Origin of the sequence: Lysobacter daejeonensis GH1-9 (genome assembly GCF_000768355.1) — a bacterium.
Lineage (GTDB): Bacteria > Pseudomonadota > Gammaproteobacteria > Xanthomonadales > Xanthomonadaceae > Aerolutibacter > Aerolutibacter daejeonensis.
Genome location: NZ_AVPU01000024.1, coordinates 11,452 through 30,440 on the forward strand (window position 1 = coordinate 11,452; position 18,989 = coordinate 30,440).

Consider the following 18,989-nt stretch of genomic DNA (forward strand, 5'->3'; position numbering starts at 1 on the left):
CTTGTTTCTACTTGCGGTAGACCCAGTGCCGCGACATGAAGAAACCCAGCGCGCCCAAGGCCAGCTCCACCAGCGGCTTGGCCAGCCAGGCCCATTTCAGGCCGAGCAGGTCGTCGACGGTGGCCAGTGCCCAGGTGCTGGCCACGGTGGTGCCCAGCCACATGACCAGGAACCGCAGCAGTTGGTGGCGGCCGACGGCGGTGTTAGCTCCGGCGAAGGTGAAGCGGCCGTTGGCCCAGAAGCCCAGGCTGGCGCCGCAGATGCGTCCGGCGATGTTGGCGATTTCCACCGGCACGCCCACATGGCTGAGCCCGACCATCACGCCCCAGTCCAGCAGCCACTGGACGATGCCGATGGCGAGGTAATGGCCACTCTGTCGAGTCAGGCTCACGGCGCGCGACCCGTAGGCCGTTGCCACCACTCCGCTTCGCCGACCGACAACATCCGCCGCGCGCCCGCCGCCTGCAGTCCCGCGCGCTGCGCGGGTGTCAGTTCGGTGGGGCGCAGCAGGATTTCGGTGACTTCCTCGCGCTCCAACAAGGCTTGCCACGCGCGTCCCGAAGCATCGCCGTCGGCAACCTGGCGCGCCGCCTCCACGCGTGGAGCGTACCAGGTGGCGGTGCGCCCCCGGGTGCCGAACTCCGCATAGGCGGGGGCCGAGGACAACACCAGCACGGCGCCGCGGTCCGGTGCCCGCTCGCGGATCGCGGCGGCCAGCACACGCTCGGGCACGTAGCGCGCGAGCAGCGGCGTGTCACGACCGAGCAGGCCGATGCTGCGCTTGATGGCGCCGGTATGCAGCATCCACTGCGCGTTGGCCTGGAAGGCTAAGTTGAGCAGGCAGGTGCCCACCAGCACCCACCGCAACCGCGGCATCGGCAGGGCAGCGTGCAGGGCGGCGACCAGCGCCGGCAACAGCAACACCAGCCCAGGGTGGGCATAGCGGGCGTACTGCATGCCGGCCAGGGGTACGGCCATCATCGCCAGTGCGCACAGCGCCAGGGCGCGCGTCCGGGATTGCCACACCGCCACCAGCCCGGCGCCGCCCAGCGCAACGAGCACGAAACCGATGCCGCCGTCCCAAGCCTCCAGGTAACGACTGGTCTGGAATGTCATGCGCCATGCCAACGTGGCGTCAAAGCCGGCATGCCAGCGCGCGTCGCCGAAGTTGTAGGCGCCGAAGTAGGGCGACTGGAACACGCCATTGAACAACGGCAGCACCGGATTGCCCGCGACGGTCCAGGCGTAGGTGTAGCTGGACGCGCCCAGCACGAGCGCCAGCGCGGCTGCGACCGGCCATCTCCAGGACGTCAGCAGGGTGCGGTGGCGCAACGCCGCCCATGCCAGCAGCGGAAGCGCCGCGAGTGCATGCAGCGGCTTCAGTGCCAGCAACAGCGCGAACAGCAGCAGGCCGGCCCGCAGGCTGCGTCCCTGCCGGCCCAGTGGCTCCATCACCAGTGACGCCAGCAGCACGCCCGTGGCAGTGGCCGCAGCCTCGGTCTGCATGCTGGCCATCAGGGCCGGGACCATCGGCAGGCTGGCGAACAGCGCGAGGGTCGCCCAGCGCAAAGCGGCCGGCAGGGCCAGCCCGGCGGCCAGCCGCCACAGGCCGGCGCAGGTGAGCACCATCCAACCTGCGTTGAGCGGACCGCGTGCTTCGGACTGGGCCAGCAACTGGACGATGCCGTTGAGGACGTCGCCGGCCCACGGCGCCATCGTCCACACCTGGTGCGTCGGGTCGAGCGCGTAGCGGCCGGTCGTCAGCCATTGCCATGGCAGACCCAGGTGGTACGCGATGTCGTCGTGCTGCATCGTCGGCAACCAGCTACCGGTCGCGGCCAGGCCCAGGGCCAGCACGCTCCAGGCCGCTGCGCGCGGGGCCTCCAGCACGGCCCGGTTCCATGCCTGCAGCGAGGTGCGCAACTGGTCGCCGAGCGGCCGCAAGCGCCACGCGGCCAAGGCCAGCAACAGCGGGCCCCAGGTCCAGATCCGATGCACTGGCAAAGGCGCCAGCCAGCCGCCCAGACAGGCGAGGATGGCCAAGCCGCAGGCGCACGCCAGTGCAGGGCGCGCGTCACCGATCAGCAGCGATCCCAGGGCCAGTGCGGCTGCCAGCAGCAGCGCCACTCCCAACGCGGGCAACAGGCCGGCCATCGCGACCAGCGCGCCGATCCAGACTAGCAGCAAGGCGTTGGCCCATGGCATTCGACGCCAGCGCACCAGCGGCCACGCCAACAGGCTGGCCAGTGCGGCCAGCAGCAGCGCTTCGCCGAATCGGCCGGCGGGCAACACCGTCCACATGCGGTGCAGCAGCAGGCCGGCGATGCAGGCGCCCACGCCTGCCCATACCATCCCTTCGGCGGCCTGCTTGGACCGGGGGAGCGTCATCGTGTATTCCATGGCCGCGGCATCGTAGCAGGCAGCCGGCGGCTAGAATGTCCGCTCTGTCCCGTTGCGAATCCCGGAGTACGCATGTCCGCACCGCTGCACGTCGTCATCCTCGCCGCTGGCGAAGGCAAGCGCATGAAGTCGGCGGTGCCGAAGGTGCTGCAGAAGGTGGCGGGCAAGCCGATGCTCGGCCATGTGATCGACACCGCGCGCGCGTTGCAGCCGGCCGGCATCCATGTGGTCTACGGCCACGGCGGCGATCAGGTGCGCGATGCGTTCATTGCCGACGCGGACCTGCACTGGAGCGAACAGGCGCAGCGCCTGGGCACCGGTCATGCCCTGCAGCAGGCGATGCCCGAGGTGCCGATGGATGCGCGGGTGCTGGTGCTGTACGGCGACGTGCCGCTGATCACTGCGCACACCCTGGAGCGCCTGTTGGCCGCGCCGGGCCGCTTGGCGGTACTGGTAGCCGACCTGGAGGACCCCACCGGCTACGGTCGCATCGTGCGTGACGCGGAGGGGCGGGTCGGCGCGATCGTCGAACACAAGGACGCCACGCACGAGCAGCGCGAGATCCGCACGGTCAACACGGGGATCCTCGTGGCCGATGGCGAGCCGCTGCGCCGCTGGTTGGCCAACCTGGGCAATGAGAACGCGCAGGGCGAGTACTACCTGACCGACGTGTTCGCCGCCGCCGCCGCCGAATTCAGCGCCGCCGAGATGGTGCACGTGGGCGAGCCGATCGAGGTGGAGGGCGCCAACGACCCGTGGCAGCTGGCCCAGCTGGAGCGCGCCTTCCAACTGCGCCAAGCGCGAATTTTGTGCGTGGCCGGCGCGCGCCTGGTCGATCCGGCGCGGCTGGACGTGCGGGGCGTGGTCACGGTCGGTCGCGACGTCGAGATCGACGCCAACGTGGTGCTGGAAGGCAACGTCGAGCTGGCCGATGGCGTGCGCATTGGCCCGTTCTGCCGGCTCAGGGACGTCAAGCTGGGCCCGGGCACCGAGGTGCGCGCGCATTGCGACCTGGACGGGGTGGTGGTGGAAGGGACCGCCAGCATCGGCCCGTTCGCGCGGCTGCGTCCGGGCACCGTGCTGGCCGACGGCGTGCACATCGGCAACTTCGTCGAGACCAAGAACGCACGGCTGGGCGTGGCCAGCAAGGCCAACCACCTGAGCTACCTGGGCGATGCGGTCATCGGCAGCAAGGTCAACGTGGGCGCCGGCACCATCACCTGCAACTACGACGGGGTGAACAAGTCCACCACCACCATCGAGGACGGTGCCTTCATCGGCTCCAACAGCTCGCTGGTGGCGCCGGTGACCGTGGGGCGCGATGCCACCTTGGCTGCCGGGACGGTGCTGACCCGCAACGCCCCGGCCGGGCAGCTGACCGTCGCGCGCGCCCGCCAGAGCACGGTGGAAGGCTGGAAGCGCCCGGAGAAAAAACCGCGCTGATGCGCATCCCGGAGAGGCGGGTGGACCGCGTTAGAATGGTGCGTCCCCTACCTTGGAAACAGCCTCTCCATGTGCGGAATTGTTGGTGCGATCGCCGGCCGTGATGTGGTCCCCGTCCTCGTCGAGGGCCTGAAGCGACTCGAGTACCGTGGCTACGACTCGGCGGGCATCGCCGTGCTCGACCATGGAGACGTGCGTCGTGTGCGCCGTACCGGCCGGGTGGCCGAGATGGAAGCCGCGGCACAGGCAGAGGGCTTCCACGCCCAACTGGGCATCGGCCACACCCGCTGGGCCACCCACGGCGGCGTCACCGAAGCCAACGCCCATCCGCACGTCAGCTTCGGCGAGCTGGCGGTGGTGCACAACGGCATCATCGAGAACCACGACGCACAGCGCGAGCGCCTCAAGGGCCTGGGTTACACCTTCGAGTCGCAGACCGACACCGAGGTGATCGCCCATCTGGTGCATTACCACCAGCAGAAGGGCCTGGACCTGCTGGCTGCGGTGCAGGCCGCTGCGCGCGAACTGCACGGCGCGTATGCGATCGCGGTGGTCAGCAAGCGCGAGCCAGAGCGCCTGGTGTGCGCGCGCATGGGCTGTCCGCTGCTGGTCGGCCTGGGTGACGGCGAGAACTTCGTGGCCAGCGATGTCTCGGCCATCGTGCAGGCCACGCGCCGGGTGATCTTCCTCGAGGAAGGCGATACCGCCGACGTCACCCGCGCCGGGGTGCGCGTGTTCGACGCGAGTGGTGTGCAGGTGGCTCGCGACGAGCACCTGTCCGACGTTTCTCTTGCATCGCTGGAGCTGGGCCCGTACCGGCACTTCATGCAAAAGGAGATCCACGAGCAGCCACGCGCGATCAGTGACACCTTCGAGCAGGTCATCGCCAACAACGGTTTCGTGCCGCAGTTGTTCGGCGCCAATGCCGAAGCCATGCTCCGCGACATCGAGGGCGTGCAGATCCTCGCTTGTGGCACCAGCTACTACGCCGGGCTGACCGCTCGTTACTGGATCGAAGCCATCGCCGGCCTGCCGTGCTCGGTCGAGATCGCCAGCGAGTACCGCTACCGCGCCGCCGTCGCCAACCCGAAGCACTTGGTGGTGACGATTTCGCAGTCGGGCGAGACGCTGGACACGATGGAGGCGCTGAAGTACGCCAAGTCGCTGGGCCACGACCGCACGCTGTCGATCTGCAACGTGCCGGAGAGCGCCATCCCTCGTGCCAGCGCGCTGGTCTACTACACCCGCGCCGGCGCCGAAATCGGCGTGGCCTCGACCAAGGCTTTCACCACCCAGCTGGTGGCGCTGTTCACCTTGACCTGCACCCTGGCCAAGCTGCGCGGTCGCCTGAACGACGAACAGGAGGCGGGCTACCTCGACGACTTGCGCCAACTGCCGGGCAGCGTGCAGCACGCGCTGAACCTGGAGCCGCAGGTGCAGGTGTGGTCCGAGCGTTTTGCGCCCAAACAGCATGCGTTGTTCCTCGGCCGTGGCGTGCATTATCCGATCGCACTGGAAGGCGCGCTCAAGCTGAAGGAAATCTCCTACATCCACGCCGAGGCTTATCCGGCGGGCGAGCTCAAGCACGGCCCGCTGGCGCTGGTGGACGAAGCGATGCCGGTCGTGGTGATCGCGCCCAACGACGCTTTACTGGAAAAGGTGAAGTCCAACATCCAGGAAGTTCGCGCGCGTGGCGGCGAGATGTTCGTGTTCGCCGACCTCGACAGCCAGTTCGGCGAATCCGAGCAGGTGCGCGTGATCCGCACCCCGCGCCACGTGGGCGTCCTGTCGCCGATCGTGCATGCGATCCCGGTGCAGTTGCTGGCCTACCACGCCGCGCTGGCGCGGGGCACCGACGTGGACAAGCCGCGCAACCTGGCCAAGAGCGTCACCGTCGAGTAACGCAGGTCCGCAGCGCACCGCACGAAAAAGCCCGCTTGAATGCGGGCTTTCTCATTGCGCAGTCGCGCAGGGCGGACCGGGCGAAATTCAGTCCTCGTCGCCTGCGGTTTCCGTTTCCGGCATGTCACCATAGCCATCAACCCCATCGCCGTTGTGGACGGTGGTGGTGACCGGGCCGGCAGGCGGGCGGTAGCGCGGCGGAGGCAGCAGCGCGATCGCGGCTTCCGCGGCACTGACCAGTTCGGTACGGCGTGCTTCCGGCACCTCCTGCCAATGCCGGTCGGTGAGCGCTCCCTCGATCGCGTACAGCAGGTTGAGCGTGGGTTTGAACCCGGCGCGCTTGACCCGCATGAACGCCTCCACCGTGCCCACCGCGGCGATGTCGTCCTGGGTGCGCAGCCCCACCTGGCGCAACCAGGCGGCCGACTTGGGTCCGATGTTCCGCAGCTTTTCGTTGCTCAAGCGATCGACTCCACGAAGACCTTGGCGATGGCTTCCAGCCCAGATTGGTCATCCCTGGAAAAGCGGTTGAGCTCCGGGCTGTCGAGGTCGAACACCCCGATCAGCGCACCGTCGGCGGCCACCAGCGGCACCACCAGTTCCGAACGCGAGGCCGAGTCGCAGGCGATGTGGCCGGGGAAGGCATCCACGTCCTCCACGCGCTGTGTCTGCCGGGTCTGTGCGGCGGTGCCGCACACGCCCTTGCCCAGCGGAATGCGCACGCAGGCGGGCAGGCCCTGGAACGGCCCCACCACCAGCTCCGTGCCATCGAAGAAGTAGAAGCCCACCCAGTTCAGCGCCGGCAACGCCTGGTAGACCAGCGCCGACAGGTTGGCGGCGTTGGCGACGCGGTCGCGTTCGCCGTGCACCAGCGCGCGGGCCTGCTCGGCCAACTGCGCATACTGCTCGGGCTTGCTGCCGCTTAAACTGTTGCTGGTGAACATCGTGATGAATCCCCCTCCGCTGGAGTCTATCAGTCCCGCGCCACGCGTCGGGGGTCGTCGATGATGCCCGTGGAACGCCTGTTCGTCACCGGCACCGACACCGGCATCGGCAAGTCGGTGGCCAGCGCCGCATTGCTGCACGCGCTACGTCGCGAGGGCCGGAGCGCTGTCGGCATGAAACCGGTGGCCAGCGGTTGTGAGCGGCACGCCGAAGGCTGGCGCAACGAGGATGCGTTGTTGTTGCAGGCCGCGAGCGCGCCGCGACCAGACTACGCGGACGTGAACCCGTTTGCCCTGCCGGAGCCACTGGCGCCCGAGTTGGCCGCGGCCAGCGCCGGCGTGACCATCGCGCTGGAGCCCATCCGCGCCGCATTCGCGCGCCTGGGGGCACAGGCCGACTGCGTGGTGGTGGAAGGCGTCGGCGGCTGGGCGGCGCCGTTGACGGCCACGCTGGACCAGATCGACCTGGTCCGCGCACTGGAGCTGTCGGTGGTCATGGTGGTGGGCCTGCGGCTGGGCTGCATCAACCACGCGCGGCTGACCCAGCAGGCCATCGAGACATCCGGCGCGCGGTTGGTGGGCTGGATTGCCAACGACATCGACCCGGCGATGGCGCGTGCGGACGACAACTTCGCGATCCTCCGCCGCTGCCTCGCGGCGCCCTGCTGGGGACGCCTGCCCCATGCCGCCATGCCCGATCCGGCGCAATTGGCCCACAACCTGACCGGGCCGCGTTAATCGCCAAGCGGCCTTTGCGTGGACTGTGGCCGTTCATGGGACTAATGGCACGGGCGTCGCCGCCCACCACCCCAGCTAAACTGACCAGTATACGAAATCCCCCGCGAGGCCCAGGATGCGCCGCACGTATCTCTTTTCCGCAGTAATGATCGCCGCCGCGTTGTCCCTCAGCGCATGCGGCGGCAAGCAGGAGCAGGGCGCGGGTGGCGCCGGCGGCCCGCCGGGCGGCATGCAGCTGCCGGTGGAGACCGTCACCCTGCAACCGCAAGCGCTGGCCGGTGGCCTGCAGACCGTGGGCAGCTTGCGGGCGGATGAGTCGGTGGTGGTGCGGCCGGAAGTCGGTGGGCGCGTCACCCGCATCCATTTCACCGAAGGCGGTCGCGTTGCCGCCGGGCAGCCGCTGTTCACGCTGGATGGCAGCCTGGCCCAGGCCAGCCTCAACGAGGCCGCCGCCAACCTTGAGAACAGTCGCCGTACCATCGCTCGCGCCGAGCAGCTCAGCCGCGAGAACCTGATCGCCCAGTCCGACCTGGACAAGGCGCGCGCGCAGTTGGGTGTCGACCAGGCGCGCGTGGCCTCGGCGCGCACCGCGCTGTCGAAGATGACCCTGAGCGCGCCGTTCTCCGGCCAGGTTGGCCTGCGCAGCGTCAGCGTCGGCGAGTTCGTCAACGTTGGCCAGGACCTGGTCACGCTGGTGAAGCTGGATCCGATCGAAGTCGATTTCAGCGTGCCCGAGACCGTGCTGGACCAGCTGCGCAACGGGCAGAAGATCGACATCATTGTCGACGCGTTCCCCGGCGATGCGTTTGGCGGCAAGGTGGTGGCCATCGACCCGGTGATCGATCCCAACACCCGCAGCGCCAAGCTGCGCGCACAGATCCCCAATCCCGATTTCCGCCTGCGCCCGGGCCAATTCGCCAAGCTGCAGCTGGACACCGGCACCGGCGATGCCAAGGCGCTGATGGTGCCCGAGCAGGCGCTGATGCAGGACGGCGACACCCGCTTCGTCTACCTGGTGGTGGACGGCAAGGCGAAGAAGACCACGGTCAAGACCGGCACGCGTACGCCGGGCCTGGTGCAGGTGGTGGAAGGCCTGAAGGCGGGTGACGTGGTGATCACCGCTGGCCAGGCCAAGCCGATGATGCACGACGGCATGCCGGTGATGTCGCTGCCGCCGCAGGGTGCGGACGGCGACAAGCCGGCCGCGGGCGCGACGAAGCCGGGCGATGCACCGGCGAAGGCCACGGACAAGCCCGCCAACGGCGGCTGAGGAAAGGAATCCCCATGGTCCTCTCCGACATCTCCATCCGCCGCCCGGTCTTCGCGACGGTGATCAACCTGGTGGTGCTGCTGGTCGGCATCATCGCCTACGACCGACTCGCGGTCCGATTGATCCCCAATGTCGACACGCCGGTCGTCACCGTCAACACCAGCTACCCGGGCGCCAGCGCGCAGGTGATCGAATCGCAGATCACCCAGCCGATCGAGGACGCGCTCTCCGGCGTGGAGGGCATCGAGTACATCTCGTCGGTCAGCCGCGAGCAGTCCAGCCAGGTCACGATCCGCTTCCGCTTGGACCGCGATCCCGATGGCGCTGCGTCCGACGTGCGCGACCGCGTCGGCCAGGCGCGCGACTTCCTGCCCGAGGAGGCCAACGAGCCGATCGTGCAGAAGCAGGAGGCCGACGCGCAGCCGATCATCTGGATGGCGTTTTCGTCCGATCGCCACAGCAAGACCGAACTGGCCGACCTGGCCGACCGCCTGGTCAAGGACCGCGTGCAGACCATCCCGGGTGTCGCGCAGGCGCAGGTGTTCGGCGTGCGCTACGCGATGCGCGTTTGGCTGAATCCGCAGCGCCTGGCTGGCTTCGGCCTGACCCCGGTCGATGTGGAAAACGCCTTGCGCGCGCAGAACGCCGAGATTCCGGCCGGCCGCGTGGAAGGCAGCACCCGCGAGTTCACCGTGTTGTCGGAAACCGACCTGCGCACCGCCGAGCAGTTCAGCGAGGTGATCCTCGGCAACAGCGGCGGTTACCTGGTGCGCCTGAAGGACGTGGCCAGGGTGGAGCTGGGCTCGCAGGAAGACCGCTTCCGCGCGCGTTTCAACGGCGTCGACGCGGTGCCGCTGGGCGTGGTCAAGCAGGCCGTGGCCAACCCGCTGGAGATCTCCCAGGCGCTGAAGGCGATGTTGCCGCAGATCCAGCGCACGTTGCCGGAAGGCGTGAAGGTCGCCATTGCCTACGACTCCACCATCTTCATCGAGAAGTCGATCGACGAGGTCTACAAGACCGTCGGCGAAGCGGTGTTGCTGGTCATCCTGGTCATCTTCCTGTTCCTGCGCAGCTGGCGCGCCACGCTAATCCCGCTGGTCACCATCCCGGTGTCCCTGGTGGGCGCGTTCGCGCTGATGTACGCCTTCGGCTTCACCATCAACACGCTGACCCTGCTGGCCATGGTGCTGGCGATCGGCCTGGTGGTGGATGACGCGATCGTGATGCTGGAGAACATCTTCCGCCACGTGGAAGAGGGCATGCCGCCGTTCGAGGCGGCGCTGAAGGGCAGCAAGGAGATCGGCTTCGCGATCATCGCGATGACCCTGACGCTGGTGGCGGTGTACGTGCCGCTGGCGTTCTCCACCGGGCGCACCGGCAAGCTGTTCGTGGAGTTCGCGCTGACCCTGGCCGGTGCGGTGTTGGTATCAGGTTTCACCGCGCTGACCCTGTCGCCGATGATGTCGTCCAAGTTGCTCAAGCACGAGAAGAAGCACGGCCGCTTCTACGCCGCCGGCGAGAAGGTGTTGCGCGGCATCGACAACACCTACCGCGCGGTGCTGAAGCGGGCGTTGTCGCTGAAGGTGATCGTCGCCGGCATCGGCGTGGCGATCCTGGCCGCGGCCCTCGGGCTGTTCATGCTGCTGCCGCGCGAGCTGGCGCCGCAGGAAGACCAGGGCTTGGTGATCGGCTTCGGCATCGCGCCCGAGGGCTCCACTGTTGAGTACACCGACAAGTACGCCCGGGTGATGGAAGGCATGTTCGCCAAGGTGCCGGAGGTGGACCGCTACTTCCAGATCGTTGGCTTCCCGTCGATCACCCAGACCATCGGCTTCGTCGGCCTGGTCGACTGGGACGAGCGCACGCGCAAATCGGCGGAGATCCAGGGCCAGCTGTTCCCGCAGTTCATGGGCATCCCGGGCGTGATGGCGTTCCCGGTACTGCCGCCGCCGCTGGGCCAGCAGGGATTTGGCCAGCCGGTGAGCTTCGTGGTGCAGAGCACGGGCACTTGGGAGGACCTGGGTGCGACGGTGCAGAAGCTGATGGCCAAGATGGCCGAGAACCCGAAGCTGACCAATCCCGATACCGACCTCAAGCTGGACAAGCCGCAGCTGAAGATCGACGTCAATCGCGACAAGGTGGCGGCGGTCGGCAGCAACGTCGCGACCGTGGGCCGTACGCTGGAAACCCTGCTGGGCGGGCGCAACGTCACCCGTTTCAAGATGGGCAGCGAGCAGTACGACGTGATCGTGCAGACCGACGATGCCAACCGTCGTGTGCCGGGTGACCTCAGCAACATCTTCGTGCGCGCCGGCGACGGGCAGATGGTGCAGTTGTCCAACCTGGTGGACGTGCGCGAGACCATCGCGGCCAAGGAACTGAACCACTTCAACAAGCTGCGTTCGGCGACGATCAGCGCGGGGCTGGCGCCCGACTACTCGATGGGCGAGGCGCTGACCTGGATGGAAGCCGCGTTGAAGGAAGTGGCGCCGGAATCGCAGTACGACCTTTCGGGGCAGAGCCGCGAGTTCCGCGAGTCGTCCAGCGATTTCGCGATGATCTTCGTGCTGGCGCTGGTCTTCATCTTCCTGGTGCTGGCCGCGCAGTTCGAAAGCTGGGTGGACCCGTTCGTGATCCTGCTGGCGGTGCCGTTGGCCGCGTTTGGTGCGTTCCTCGCATTGAAGCTGAGCGGGGGCAGCTGGAACATCTACTCGCAGATCGGCATCGTCACCCTGGTGGGCCTGATCGCCAAGCACGGCATCCTGATCGTGGAGTTCGCCAACCAGTTGCAGGAGCAGGGCCGCAGCAAGCTGGATGCGGTGATGGAATCCTCCGCGCTGCGCCTGCGCCCGATCCTGATGACCACCGGCGCGATGGTGCTGGGCTCGGTGCCGCTGGCGATTGCCTCCGGCGCCGGCGCGGAAGCGCGCAACCAGATCGGCTGGGTGATCGTGGGCGGCATGGGCATCGGCACCTTCTTCACCCTGTTCGTGGTGCCGGTGATGTACCTGCTGATCGGCCGCAACCGCCAGAAGGCTGCCAGGGCCAAGGCCAAGGCCCCGGAAGCGTACTGACGCGCAAAAAAACACCCGGCCGCGAGGGCGGCCGGGTGAGGGGGTTCCAGTTGTAGCTGGAGAGAGAGATTCGGTTACTTGGCCTTCGGCGCGGCGGCCTTGACCGCCTTCTCGACGTTGGCTTCGGCCTTCTTGGCGGCCGCTTCGAACTGGGACTTGGCGACCTGGCTGATGGCCTCGTTGGCCTTCACGGTGCGATCGACCACTTCCTGCGAGGTGGCCACGGCGCGCTCGAGGTTCTCGCGCGCGACCTGCACGCCCTTCGGGAACAGGGTCTTGGCAGCATCGAGATCGCGGGCTTCGGTCACTTCGCCGAAGAAGGCGAAGGTCGCGTTGGCGCGCTCTTCCAGAGCCGAGAGCTGCAGGCCGAAGACGGCCTCGGCGTTCTCGATGGCGATGCGGTTGATCTGGGCTGCCGTGTCCGCGAACTGGCGCGTGGCGGCGGCAAACTGTTCGTTGAACTGCTGGTACATGGCAGTGACTCCGGGATCGCCGGCAGGGATTGCCGGTTTGTGCGGTGCAGCATATCGTCGGAATTGGTGCGATGCAACAATAAAAATATGAACAGGGGCCGAGGGTTACCGGCCTGTTCATGCGCACGGCGCCATCCCGCGGTCCCGCGCGCGTATCCAGCCAGACTGGAGGGGGGCTCCCTGAACCAGCGGTGGCTTAGCATGGACCCGGAGAACCGGAGTGGCGATGGACTGGAATGAGGTCTTGAAGGGATTGCTGACCGCCTTGGGCGTGGGCCTGCTGATTGGCGTGGTACGCGAGCGCCATTACGGACCCAGCGTCAGCAAGGCGGGCCTGCGCACGCACGCGCTGGTGGCCCTGCTGGGTGCGGTCGCCATGGGCTTTGGCGTGCCGGTGTTCATTGCCCTGCTGCTGATCGTGGGGGCCTACGCTATCGCGGGCTATTGGAACAGCCACCGCGACGACCCCGGCCTTACCGGCGAAGTGGCGCTGCTGGTGTCGGCCATGCTCGGCGCGCTGGCGCGACAGGAACCGACCTTGGCGGCCGGGCTCGGCGTGGTGTCGGCGATCCTGTTGCAGGCCAAGCAGCCGCTGCAGCGCTTCACCCGCGAGCTGATCAGCGAGCGCGAGGTGCAGGACGCGCTGCTGCTGGCCGCTGCGGCGCTGGTGGTGATGCCGCTGTTGCCGGACCGACCGCTGGACCCGTGGGGCGTGCTGCCCCCACGGATGCTGTGGCGCATCGTGGTGCTGGTCATGGCCGTGGGCATGCTGGGGCACATCGCGCTGCGCGCCGTGGGTGCGCGCTGGGGATTACCGGTGGCGGGCTTCTTTTCCGGCTTCGCCTCGTCCACGGCGGCGGTGGCGGGGTTCGGGCGGCGCGCGGCCGACAACCCGAAGTTGATGGCGCCGGCGGGCGCCGCCGCCCTGCTGGCCAACCTGGCATCGCTGCTGCTGTTCGTGGCGGTGATCGCCACGGTGGCGCCGGCTTTGCTGGTCGCGATGGCCTGGCCGCTGGCCGCGGCGGCACTCGGGCTGCTGGCCTTCGCTGCATTGGGCCTGCACCGGGCCAACCATCTGGACGGGCTGCCGGACGAGCCTTCGCCGCGCGCCTTCCATCTGACCCACGCACTGCTGATCGCGGCAATCATTGCCGTCGTGCTGCTGGTGTCGGCGTGGTTGCGCCAGATCTTCGGCGATGCCGGTGCGCTCGTAGCCGCGACGCTGGTGGCATTGGTGGAAATCCATGCCGCTGCAGCGAGCATCGCCCAGCTGACCGCCACGGGCGGCCTGCCGATCGAACATGCGCGCTGGGGCTTGGTGGCACTGCTGGCCGCCGGCTCGGTCGCGAAGGTGGTGCTGGCGGTGGCGAGTGGCGGCTGGCGCTATGGTCGCTACGTCGGGGCGGGGCTGGTGGCGATGACGGGTGCGGCCGCCGCGCTGACGGCCCTCACGCCGCCATAAGCGCCCTTCACGGCCCGCGGTAGCGGCAGCCGGAGGTGCACGTTTCATGCACCACCACCTCGCTCAACAGCGGCAGGGCGGGCTTGAGCTTCTCCCAGATCCACATCGCCAGCCGTTCGCTGGTCGGGTTTTCCAGCCCGGGAATGTCGTTGAGGTAGTGGTGGTCGAGCTGGTCGTACAGCGGCTGGAACGCCTGCTTCACGTCGCCGAAGTCCATCACCCAGCCTGTGTCCGCGCCCACGTCGCCGCTGACATGCAGTTCGACGCGGAACGAATGACCGTGCAGCCGCGCGCACTTGTGACCCGGGGGGACGTTGGGCAGCCGGTGTGCGGCTTCGAGGGTGAAAGCCTTGAAGATGTCCATGCGCCATTGTCGCACGCGGCGGCAGATGGCTCCCGGGCACGCTGACGAAACGTTAAGGCGAGGTCAGCGACACTCGGGACCCATGGCACGGCACACGCTGCTGCTCTTGATGCTGGTGGGCGTGACCTGGCCGCTCCAGGCCCGCACCGTCTACCGTTGCCTGCGCGACGGAACGGTGAGCCTGGCCACGGCGCGCGAGCCGGGGTCGTCCTGCGAGGCCGTGCAGCTGGACGACGACTCGGCCGTCGTGCCCAACCTGTGGGGCGCCTTGGGCAAGGTCTCGGGGATGTTGTACCAACGGGTCCAGGATGGCCAAGTGGTGTACAGCACCCGCAATCTGCCCGGTTCCACGCCGATGTTCGGGTTCGTGGTCCACACGCCGAAGGCGTCCCCTGCACACGAGGGACTCGGCACCGTGGCCACACCACGGCTGGATCGCTACGCCGTCGAGTTCCGCGCGGCAGCCAAGGCCTACCGGTTGGACGAGGCTTGGCTGCGGGCGATCGCCCATGCGGAAAGCGGGTACGACCCGCGGGCCGTTTCACCGAAGGGGGCGCAGGGCCTGATGCAACTGATGCCCGCCGTCGCACGCGAGTTGGGCGTACGCGATCCGTTTGCAGCGTCGGATTCCATCCGCGCCGGCGCCCGCCACCTGCGGCAGTTGCTCCAGCGCTATGGCGGCGACTACACCCGCGCCGCGGCCGCGTACAACGCGGGCATGGGCGCGGTGGCCCGGTACGGCGGCGTGCCGCCCTACCGGGAGACTCAGGCGTACGTGGAAAAAGTCGCCCGGCTGCACACCCGGTACCGGGCGGCTTTGGGCCAACTGCCCGTGGATGCGCTCAACGAGCGGTAGGTCCGCAGGCGTCAGAAGCTGCCCGCGGGCACGCGCACCTGGCCTTCCATCAGCACGCGTGCGCTGCGGCTCATCACCGCCTTGGTGACGGTCCACTGGCCATCCACCTGCTGCACATCCGCACCCACGCGCATCGTGCCCGACGGATGGCCAAAGCTGACCACGCCGCGGGTGCCACCGCCGGCGGCCGCGTTGACCAGCGTGCCCGGCACCGCGGCAGCGGTGGCGATGGCGACAGAGGCCGTGCCCATCATGGCGTGGTGCAGCTTGCCCATCGACAGGGCGCGCACGCGCAGGTCGATATCGCCCGCGTGCACCTGCTTGCCACTGGAGGCAGCGTAATCCGCCGCAGGCGCGACGAAGGCCACCTTGGGTGTGTGCTGGCGCTTGGCGGCTTCGGATACGTCCTTGATCAGTCCCATGCGCACCGCAGCGTGCGCGCGAATGGCCTCGAACATGGCCAGCGCCTTGGCGTCGCCATTGATCGCGTCCTGCAACTCGCTGCCGGTATAGCCGATGTCGGCGGCACTGACGAACACCGTGGGAATACCGGCGTTGATCATCGTGGCCTTGAGCGTGCCGACGCCCGGCACCTCCAGGTCATCGATGAGGTGGCCGGTCGGGAACATCGCGCCGCCGCCATCGCCTTCGCCCTCGTCGGCAGGATCGATGAATTCCAGCACGATCTCGGCCGCGGGGAAGGTCACGCCGTCCAGCTCGAAGTCGCCGATCTCCTGCACCTGGCCGTCGGCCATCGGCACGTGCGCGACGATGGTCTTGCCGATGTTGGCCTGCCAGATGCGCACGGTGCAGAGGCCGTCACGCGGCACCTTTGCCGGGTCGATCAGACCGTTGGCGATTGCGAACGGCCCCACGGCTGACGACAGGTTGCCGCAGTTGCCGCTCCAGTCAACGAAGGCGGTGTCGATGGACACCTGGCCGTAGAGGTAGTCGACGTCGTGGTCGGGCATCGTCGACTTGGTGATGATCACGCACTTGCTGGTGCTGGACGTCGCGCCGCCCATGCCATCGGTGTGCTTGGCGTACGGGTCGGGCGATCCGATCACGCGCATCAGCAGTGCGTCGCGCGCGGCACCGGGCACCTGTGCCGCTTCCGGCAAATCCTGCAGGCGGAAAAACACGCCCTTGGACGTGCCTCCGCGCATGTAGGTGGCGGGGATGCGGAGCTGCGGTGCGTAGGCCATGCGCGTGGGTTCCTTGGGCGGCCCCGCGTGCGCAGGGCGATGACACGATTGCTGGGAGGTGGTGCGAGGCGGTTTCAGTCCATCGTGGACGAATGGGCCGTACGGCCTCAGGCCGCCTTCGACGACTCAAGGAAGTCGTTGGCGAAGCGCTGCAGGACGCCGCCGGCCTCGTAGATCGACACTTCCTCGGCGGTATCGAGGCGGCAGGTCACAGGTACCTCCACGCGCTCGCCGTTGCGGCGGTGGATGACCAGCGTCAGCGTCGCACGCGGGGTGCGCTCGCCGATGACGTCATAGGTCTCTGTGCCATCGATGGCCAGCGTGGTGCGGTCAGCGCCCGGCTGGAACTCCAGCGGCAGCACGCCCATGCCGATCAGGTTGGTGCGATGGATGCGCTCGAAGCCCTCGGCCACGATCGCCTCCACGCCCGCCAGGCGCACGCCCTTGGCCGCCCAGTCGCGGCTGGAGCCCTGGCCGTAGTCGGCGCCGGCGATGATGATCAGCGGCTGCTTGCGCTCCATGTAGGTCTCGATCGCTTCCCACATGCGGGTGACCTGGCCCTCCGGTTCAATGCGCGCCAGCGAACCCTGGCGCACGCTGCCGTCGTCCTTGCGCACCATCTCGTTGAACAGCTTCGGGTTGGCGAACGTGGCGCGCTGCGCGGTGAGGTGGTCGCCGCGGTGCGTCGCGTACGAATTGAAGTCCTCTTCCGGCAGGCCCATCTTGTCCAGGTACTCGCCCGCGGCGCTGTCGAGCAGGATCGCGTTGCTGGGCGAGAGGTGGTCAGTGGTGATGTTGTCACCCAGCACCGCCAGTGGGCGCATGCCGCGCAGCGTGCGCTCGCCGGCCAGTGCGCCTTCCCAGTACGGCGGGCGGCGGATGTAGGTGCTCTGCGGGCGCCAGTCGTACAGCGGGCTCACCGCGCCGCCGTGCTCCACGCGCACGTTGAACATCGGCTCGTACACCTTGCGGAACTGCTCGGGCTTCACTGCGGCCTTCATCACCGCGTCGATCTCGGCGTCGGTGGGCCAGAGGTCCTTGAGGCGGATCTCGCGGCCGTCGACCACGCCCAGCACGTCCTTCTCGATATCGAAGCGGATCGTGCCTGCGATGGCGTAGGCCACCACCAACGGCGGCGAGGCGAGGAACGCCTGCTTGGCGTACGGGTGGATGCGGCCGTCGAAGTTGCGGTTGCCCGACAACACGGCGGTGGCGTACAGGTCGCGGTCGATGATTTCCTGCTGGATCTTCGGGTCCAGCGCGCCGCTCATGCCGTTGCAGGTGGTGCAGGCGAACGCGACGATGCCGAAGCCCAGCTGTTCCAGGTCATCGGTGAGGCCGGCTTCGTCCAGGTACAACGCCACGGCCTTGGAGCCGGGCGCCAGCGAAGTCTTGACCCACGGCTTGCGCTGCAGGCCCAGGCGCGCGGCGTTGCGCGCCAGCAGCCCGGCGGCGATGACGTTGCGCGGGTTGGAGGTGTTGGTGCACGAGGTGATGGCGGCGATGATCACCGCGCCATCGGGCAGCAGGCCCTGCGCTTCCTGCGCGCGCGCCGCCTCCAGGTTGCCGGCGATGCCGCGCTCGGCCAGCTGCGCGACCGGCAGCCGCGCGTGCGGGTTGGACGGGCCGGCCATCGTGCGTTCCACGCTGGACAGGTCGAAGTGCAGGGTGCGCTCGTACTGCGCGGTGCGCAGGTCGTCGGCCCACAGGCCCGCGGCCTTCGCGTAGGTCTCCACCAGGGCGACCTGCTCGTCGCTGCGGCCGGTCAGGCGCAGGTAGTCGAGGGTGTTGTCGTCGATGAAGAACATCGCAGCGGTGGCGCCATATTCCGGCGCCATGTTGGAGATGGTGGCGCGGTCGCCGATGGTCAGCGCGGCGGCACCCTCGCCGCGGAACTCCAGGTACGCGCCCACCACCTTCTGCTTGCGCAGGAACTCGGTCAGCGACAGCACGATGTCGGTGGCGGTGATGCCCGGCTGCGGCTTGCCGGTCAGCTCCACGCCCACGATGTCGGGCAGGCGCATCCACGACGCGCGGCCGAGCATCACGTTCTCCGCCTCCAGGCCGCCCACGCCCACCGCGATCACGCCCAGCGCGTCGACGTGCGGGGTGTGGCTGTCGGTGCCCACGCAGGTGTCGGGGAACGCGACGCCGTCCTGCACGTAGATCACCGGGCTCATCTTCTCCAGGTTGATCTGGTGCATGATCCCGTTGCCCGGCGGGATCACGTCGACGTTGCGGAACGCCTGCTTGGTCCAGTCGATGAAGTGGAAACGGTCCTCGTTGCGGCGGTCCTCGATGGCGCGGTTCTTGGCGAACGCATCGGGGTCGAAGCCACCGCATTCGACGGCCAGCGAGTGGTCCACGATCAGCTGCACCGGCACCACCGGGTTGACCTGCGCCGGGTCCCCGCCCTTGTCGGCGATGGCGTCGCGCAGGCCGGCGAGGTCGACCAGCGCGGTCTGGCCGAGGATGTCGTGGCACACCACGCGCGCCGGAAACCACGGGAAGTCCAGGTCGCGGCGGCGCTCCACCAGCTGGCGCAGGTACGCGTCGCGCATCGCCGGGTCCGCCTTGCGCACGATGTTCTCGGCGTGGACGCGGGCGGTGTAGGGCAGGGTGGCCCAGGCGCCCGGCTGCAGGGCCTCCACGGCCTCGCGTGCGTCAAACCAGTCGAGTTTCGTGCCGGGCAGCGGCTTGCGGTGGGCGTTGTTCATGGCGGGCGATGGGGGCTCGGGGACCGCAACGGGCGGCGAGGCCTCGATTTTACCCCGCGCTACCACCACCGTCGTCCCACGATGGTCTCAACCCTTGCGACCAGGCTGGCTATCCTAGGCCTCCACACTCGACCCCGGATG

Annotated in this window: 15 protein-coding genes; 7 read left to right on the forward strand and 8 right to left on the reverse strand. The window is 68.4% G+C overall.

From position 1 onward, the window contains the following. Window positions 1-7: 7 nt before the first annotated feature. Window positions 8-391, reverse strand: a complete 384-nt coding sequence (locus N800_RS12100) for a GtrA family protein (protein WP_036138986.1) — start codon at window positions 389-391, stop codon at window positions 8-10. Further along, a complete protein-coding gene (locus N800_RS12105; RefSeq protein ID WP_156962987.1) occupies window positions 388-2,388 on the reverse strand; it encodes a hypothetical protein in 2,001 nt (666 codons plus the stop codon). Before N800_RS12105 ends, N800_RS12100 begins: the two co-directional genes overlap by 4 nt. Before the next feature lie 84 nt (window positions 2,389-2,472). On the opposite strand from N800_RS12105, the gene glmU reads away from it, so the two are divergent. Further along, window positions 2,473-3,843: a bifunctional UDP-N-acetylglucosamine diphosphorylase/glucosamine-1-phosphate N-acetyltransferase GlmU gene (gene glmU, locus N800_RS12110; protein ID WP_036138952.1), complete on the forward strand. Its 1,371-nt coding sequence runs from the start codon at window positions 2,473-2,475 to the stop codon at window positions 3,841-3,843. Window positions 3,844-3,912: 69 nt separating this feature from the next. Next, window positions 3,913-5,745: a glutamine--fructose-6-phosphate transaminase (isomerizing) gene (gene glmS / locus N800_RS12115; protein ID WP_036138954.1), complete on the forward strand. Its 1,833-nt coding sequence runs from the start codon at window positions 3,913-3,915 to the stop codon at window positions 5,743-5,745. A gap of 87 nt (window positions 5,746-5,832) precedes the next feature. On the opposite strand, the gene N800_RS12120 is transcribed toward glmS, so the two are convergent. Beyond that, window positions 5,833-6,207 (reverse strand): TfoX/Sxy family protein, encoded by a 375-nt coding sequence (locus N800_RS12120; RefSeq protein ID WP_036138955.1) that lies wholly within the window; start codon window positions 6,205-6,207, stop codon window positions 5,833-5,835. Beyond that, entirely contained in the window at window positions 6,204-6,689 is a 486-nt protein-coding gene (locus tag N800_RS12125; protein ID WP_036138958.1) for a GAF domain-containing protein, read from the reverse strand. Before N800_RS12125 ends, N800_RS12120 begins: the two co-directional genes overlap by 4 nt. 63 nt (window positions 6,690-6,752) lie before the next feature. Between N800_RS12125 and bioD the strand changes: the two genes are divergently transcribed. From bioD to N800_RS12140, 3 genes are all read left to right on the forward strand, one after another. Continuing rightward, entirely contained in the window at window positions 6,753-7,427 is a 675-nt protein-coding gene (bioD, locus tag N800_RS12130) for a dethiobiotin synthase (RefSeq protein WP_036138987.1), read from the forward strand. A gap of 115 nt (window positions 7,428-7,542) precedes the next feature. After that, window positions 7,543-8,697 (forward strand): efflux RND transporter periplasmic adaptor subunit, encoded by a 1,155-nt coding sequence (locus tag N800_RS12135; protein WP_084087601.1) that lies wholly within the window; start codon window positions 7,543-7,545, stop codon window positions 8,695-8,697. A gap of 14 nt (window positions 8,698-8,711) precedes the next feature. Next, window positions 8,712-11,771, forward strand: coding sequence for an efflux RND transporter permease subunit (locus N800_RS12140; RefSeq protein ID WP_036138961.1), 3,060 nt, complete (start codon window positions 8,712-8,714; stop codon window positions 11,769-11,771). Between the two features lie 74 nt (window positions 11,772-11,845). On the opposite strand, the gene N800_RS12145 is transcribed toward N800_RS12140, so the two are convergent. Then, window positions 11,846-12,244: a phasin family protein gene (locus N800_RS12145; protein ID WP_036138963.1), complete on the reverse strand. Its 399-nt coding sequence runs from the start codon at window positions 12,242-12,244 to the stop codon at window positions 11,846-11,848. A 244-nt stretch (window positions 12,245-12,488) separates the two neighbouring features. Between N800_RS12145 and N800_RS12150 the strand changes: the two genes are divergently transcribed. After that, window positions 12,489-13,706, forward strand: a complete 1,218-nt coding sequence (locus N800_RS12150) for an MgtC/SapB family protein (RefSeq protein ID WP_198032542.1) — start codon at window positions 12,489-12,491, stop codon at window positions 13,704-13,706. 7 nt (window positions 13,707-13,713) lie between these two features. Here N800_RS12150 and queD read toward each other — a convergent pair whose 3' ends face one another. Next, window positions 13,714-14,070 carry a 6-carboxytetrahydropterin synthase QueD gene (queD, locus tag N800_RS12155; RefSeq protein ID WP_036138969.1) on the reverse strand — a complete coding sequence of 119 codons (357 nt, stop codon included), beginning with the start codon at window positions 14,068-14,070 and terminating at the stop codon, window positions 13,714-13,716. Between the two features lie 82 nt (window positions 14,071-14,152). Here queD and N800_RS12160 point away from each other — a divergent pair, with 82 nt between their 5' ends. Further along, on the forward strand, window positions 14,153-14,926 hold the full coding sequence (locus N800_RS12160; protein WP_036138972.1) for a lytic transglycosylase domain-containing protein: 774 nt from the start codon (window positions 14,153-14,155) through the stop codon (window positions 14,924-14,926). 11 nt (window positions 14,927-14,937) lie between these two features. Here N800_RS12160 and prpF read toward each other — a convergent pair whose 3' ends face one another. Then, window positions 14,938-16,131, reverse strand: coding sequence for a 2-methylaconitate cis-trans isomerase PrpF (prpF, locus tag N800_RS12165; RefSeq protein ID WP_036138974.1), 1,194 nt, complete (start codon window positions 16,129-16,131; stop codon window positions 14,938-14,940). 107 nt (window positions 16,132-16,238) lie between these two features. After that, window positions 16,239-18,848 carry a Fe/S-dependent 2-methylisocitrate dehydratase AcnD gene (gene acnD / locus N800_RS12170; protein WP_036138977.1) on the reverse strand — a complete coding sequence of 870 codons (2,610 nt, stop codon included), beginning with the start codon at window positions 18,846-18,848 and terminating at the stop codon, window positions 16,239-16,241. Window positions 18,849-18,989 lie beyond the last annotated feature (141 nt).

Excerpts from the sequence above, each read along its gene's own strand:
- prpF (WP_036138974.1), bottom strand. The coding sequence starts at position 16,131 with ATGGCCTACGCACCGCAGCTCCGCATCCCCGCCACCTACATGCGCGGA.
- glmU (WP_036138952.1), top strand. The coding sequence starts at position 2,473 with ATGTCCGCACCGCTGCACGTCGTCATCCTCGCCGCTGGCGAAGGCAAG.
- N800_RS12140 (WP_036138961.1), top strand. The coding sequence starts at position 8,712 with ATGGTCCTCTCCGACATCTCCATCCGCCGCCCGGTCTTCGCGACGGTG.
- queD (WP_036138969.1), bottom strand. The coding sequence starts at position 14,070 with ATGGACATCTTCAAGGCTTTCACCCTCGAAGCCGCACACCGGCTGCCC.
- N800_RS12125 (WP_036138958.1), bottom strand. The coding sequence starts at position 6,689 with ATGTTCACCAGCAACAGTTTAAGCGGCAGCAAGCCCGAGCAGTATGCG.
- glmS (WP_036138954.1), top strand. The coding sequence starts at position 3,913 with ATGTGCGGAATTGTTGGTGCGATCGCCGGCCGTGATGTGGTCCCCGTC.
- N800_RS12145 (WP_036138963.1), bottom strand. The coding sequence starts at position 12,244 with ATGTACCAGCAGTTCAACGAACAGTTTGCCGCCGCCACGCGCCAGTTC.
- bioD (WP_036138987.1), top strand. The coding sequence starts at position 6,753 with ATGCCCGTGGAACGCCTGTTCGTCACCGGCACCGACACCGGCATCGGC.
- N800_RS12160 (WP_036138972.1), top strand. The coding sequence starts at position 14,153 with ATGGCACGGCACACGCTGCTGCTCTTGATGCTGGTGGGCGTGACCTGG.
- N800_RS12135 (WP_084087601.1), top strand. The coding sequence starts at position 7,543 with ATGCGCCGCACGTATCTCTTTTCCGCAGTAATGATCGCCGCCGCGTTG.
- N800_RS12105 (WP_156962987.1), bottom strand. The coding sequence starts at position 2,388 with ATGACGCTCCCCCGGTCCAAGCAGGCCGCCGAAGGGATGGTATGGGCA.
- acnD (WP_036138977.1), bottom strand. The coding sequence starts at position 18,848 with ATGAACAACGCCCACCGCAAGCCGCTGCCCGGCACGAAACTCGACTGG.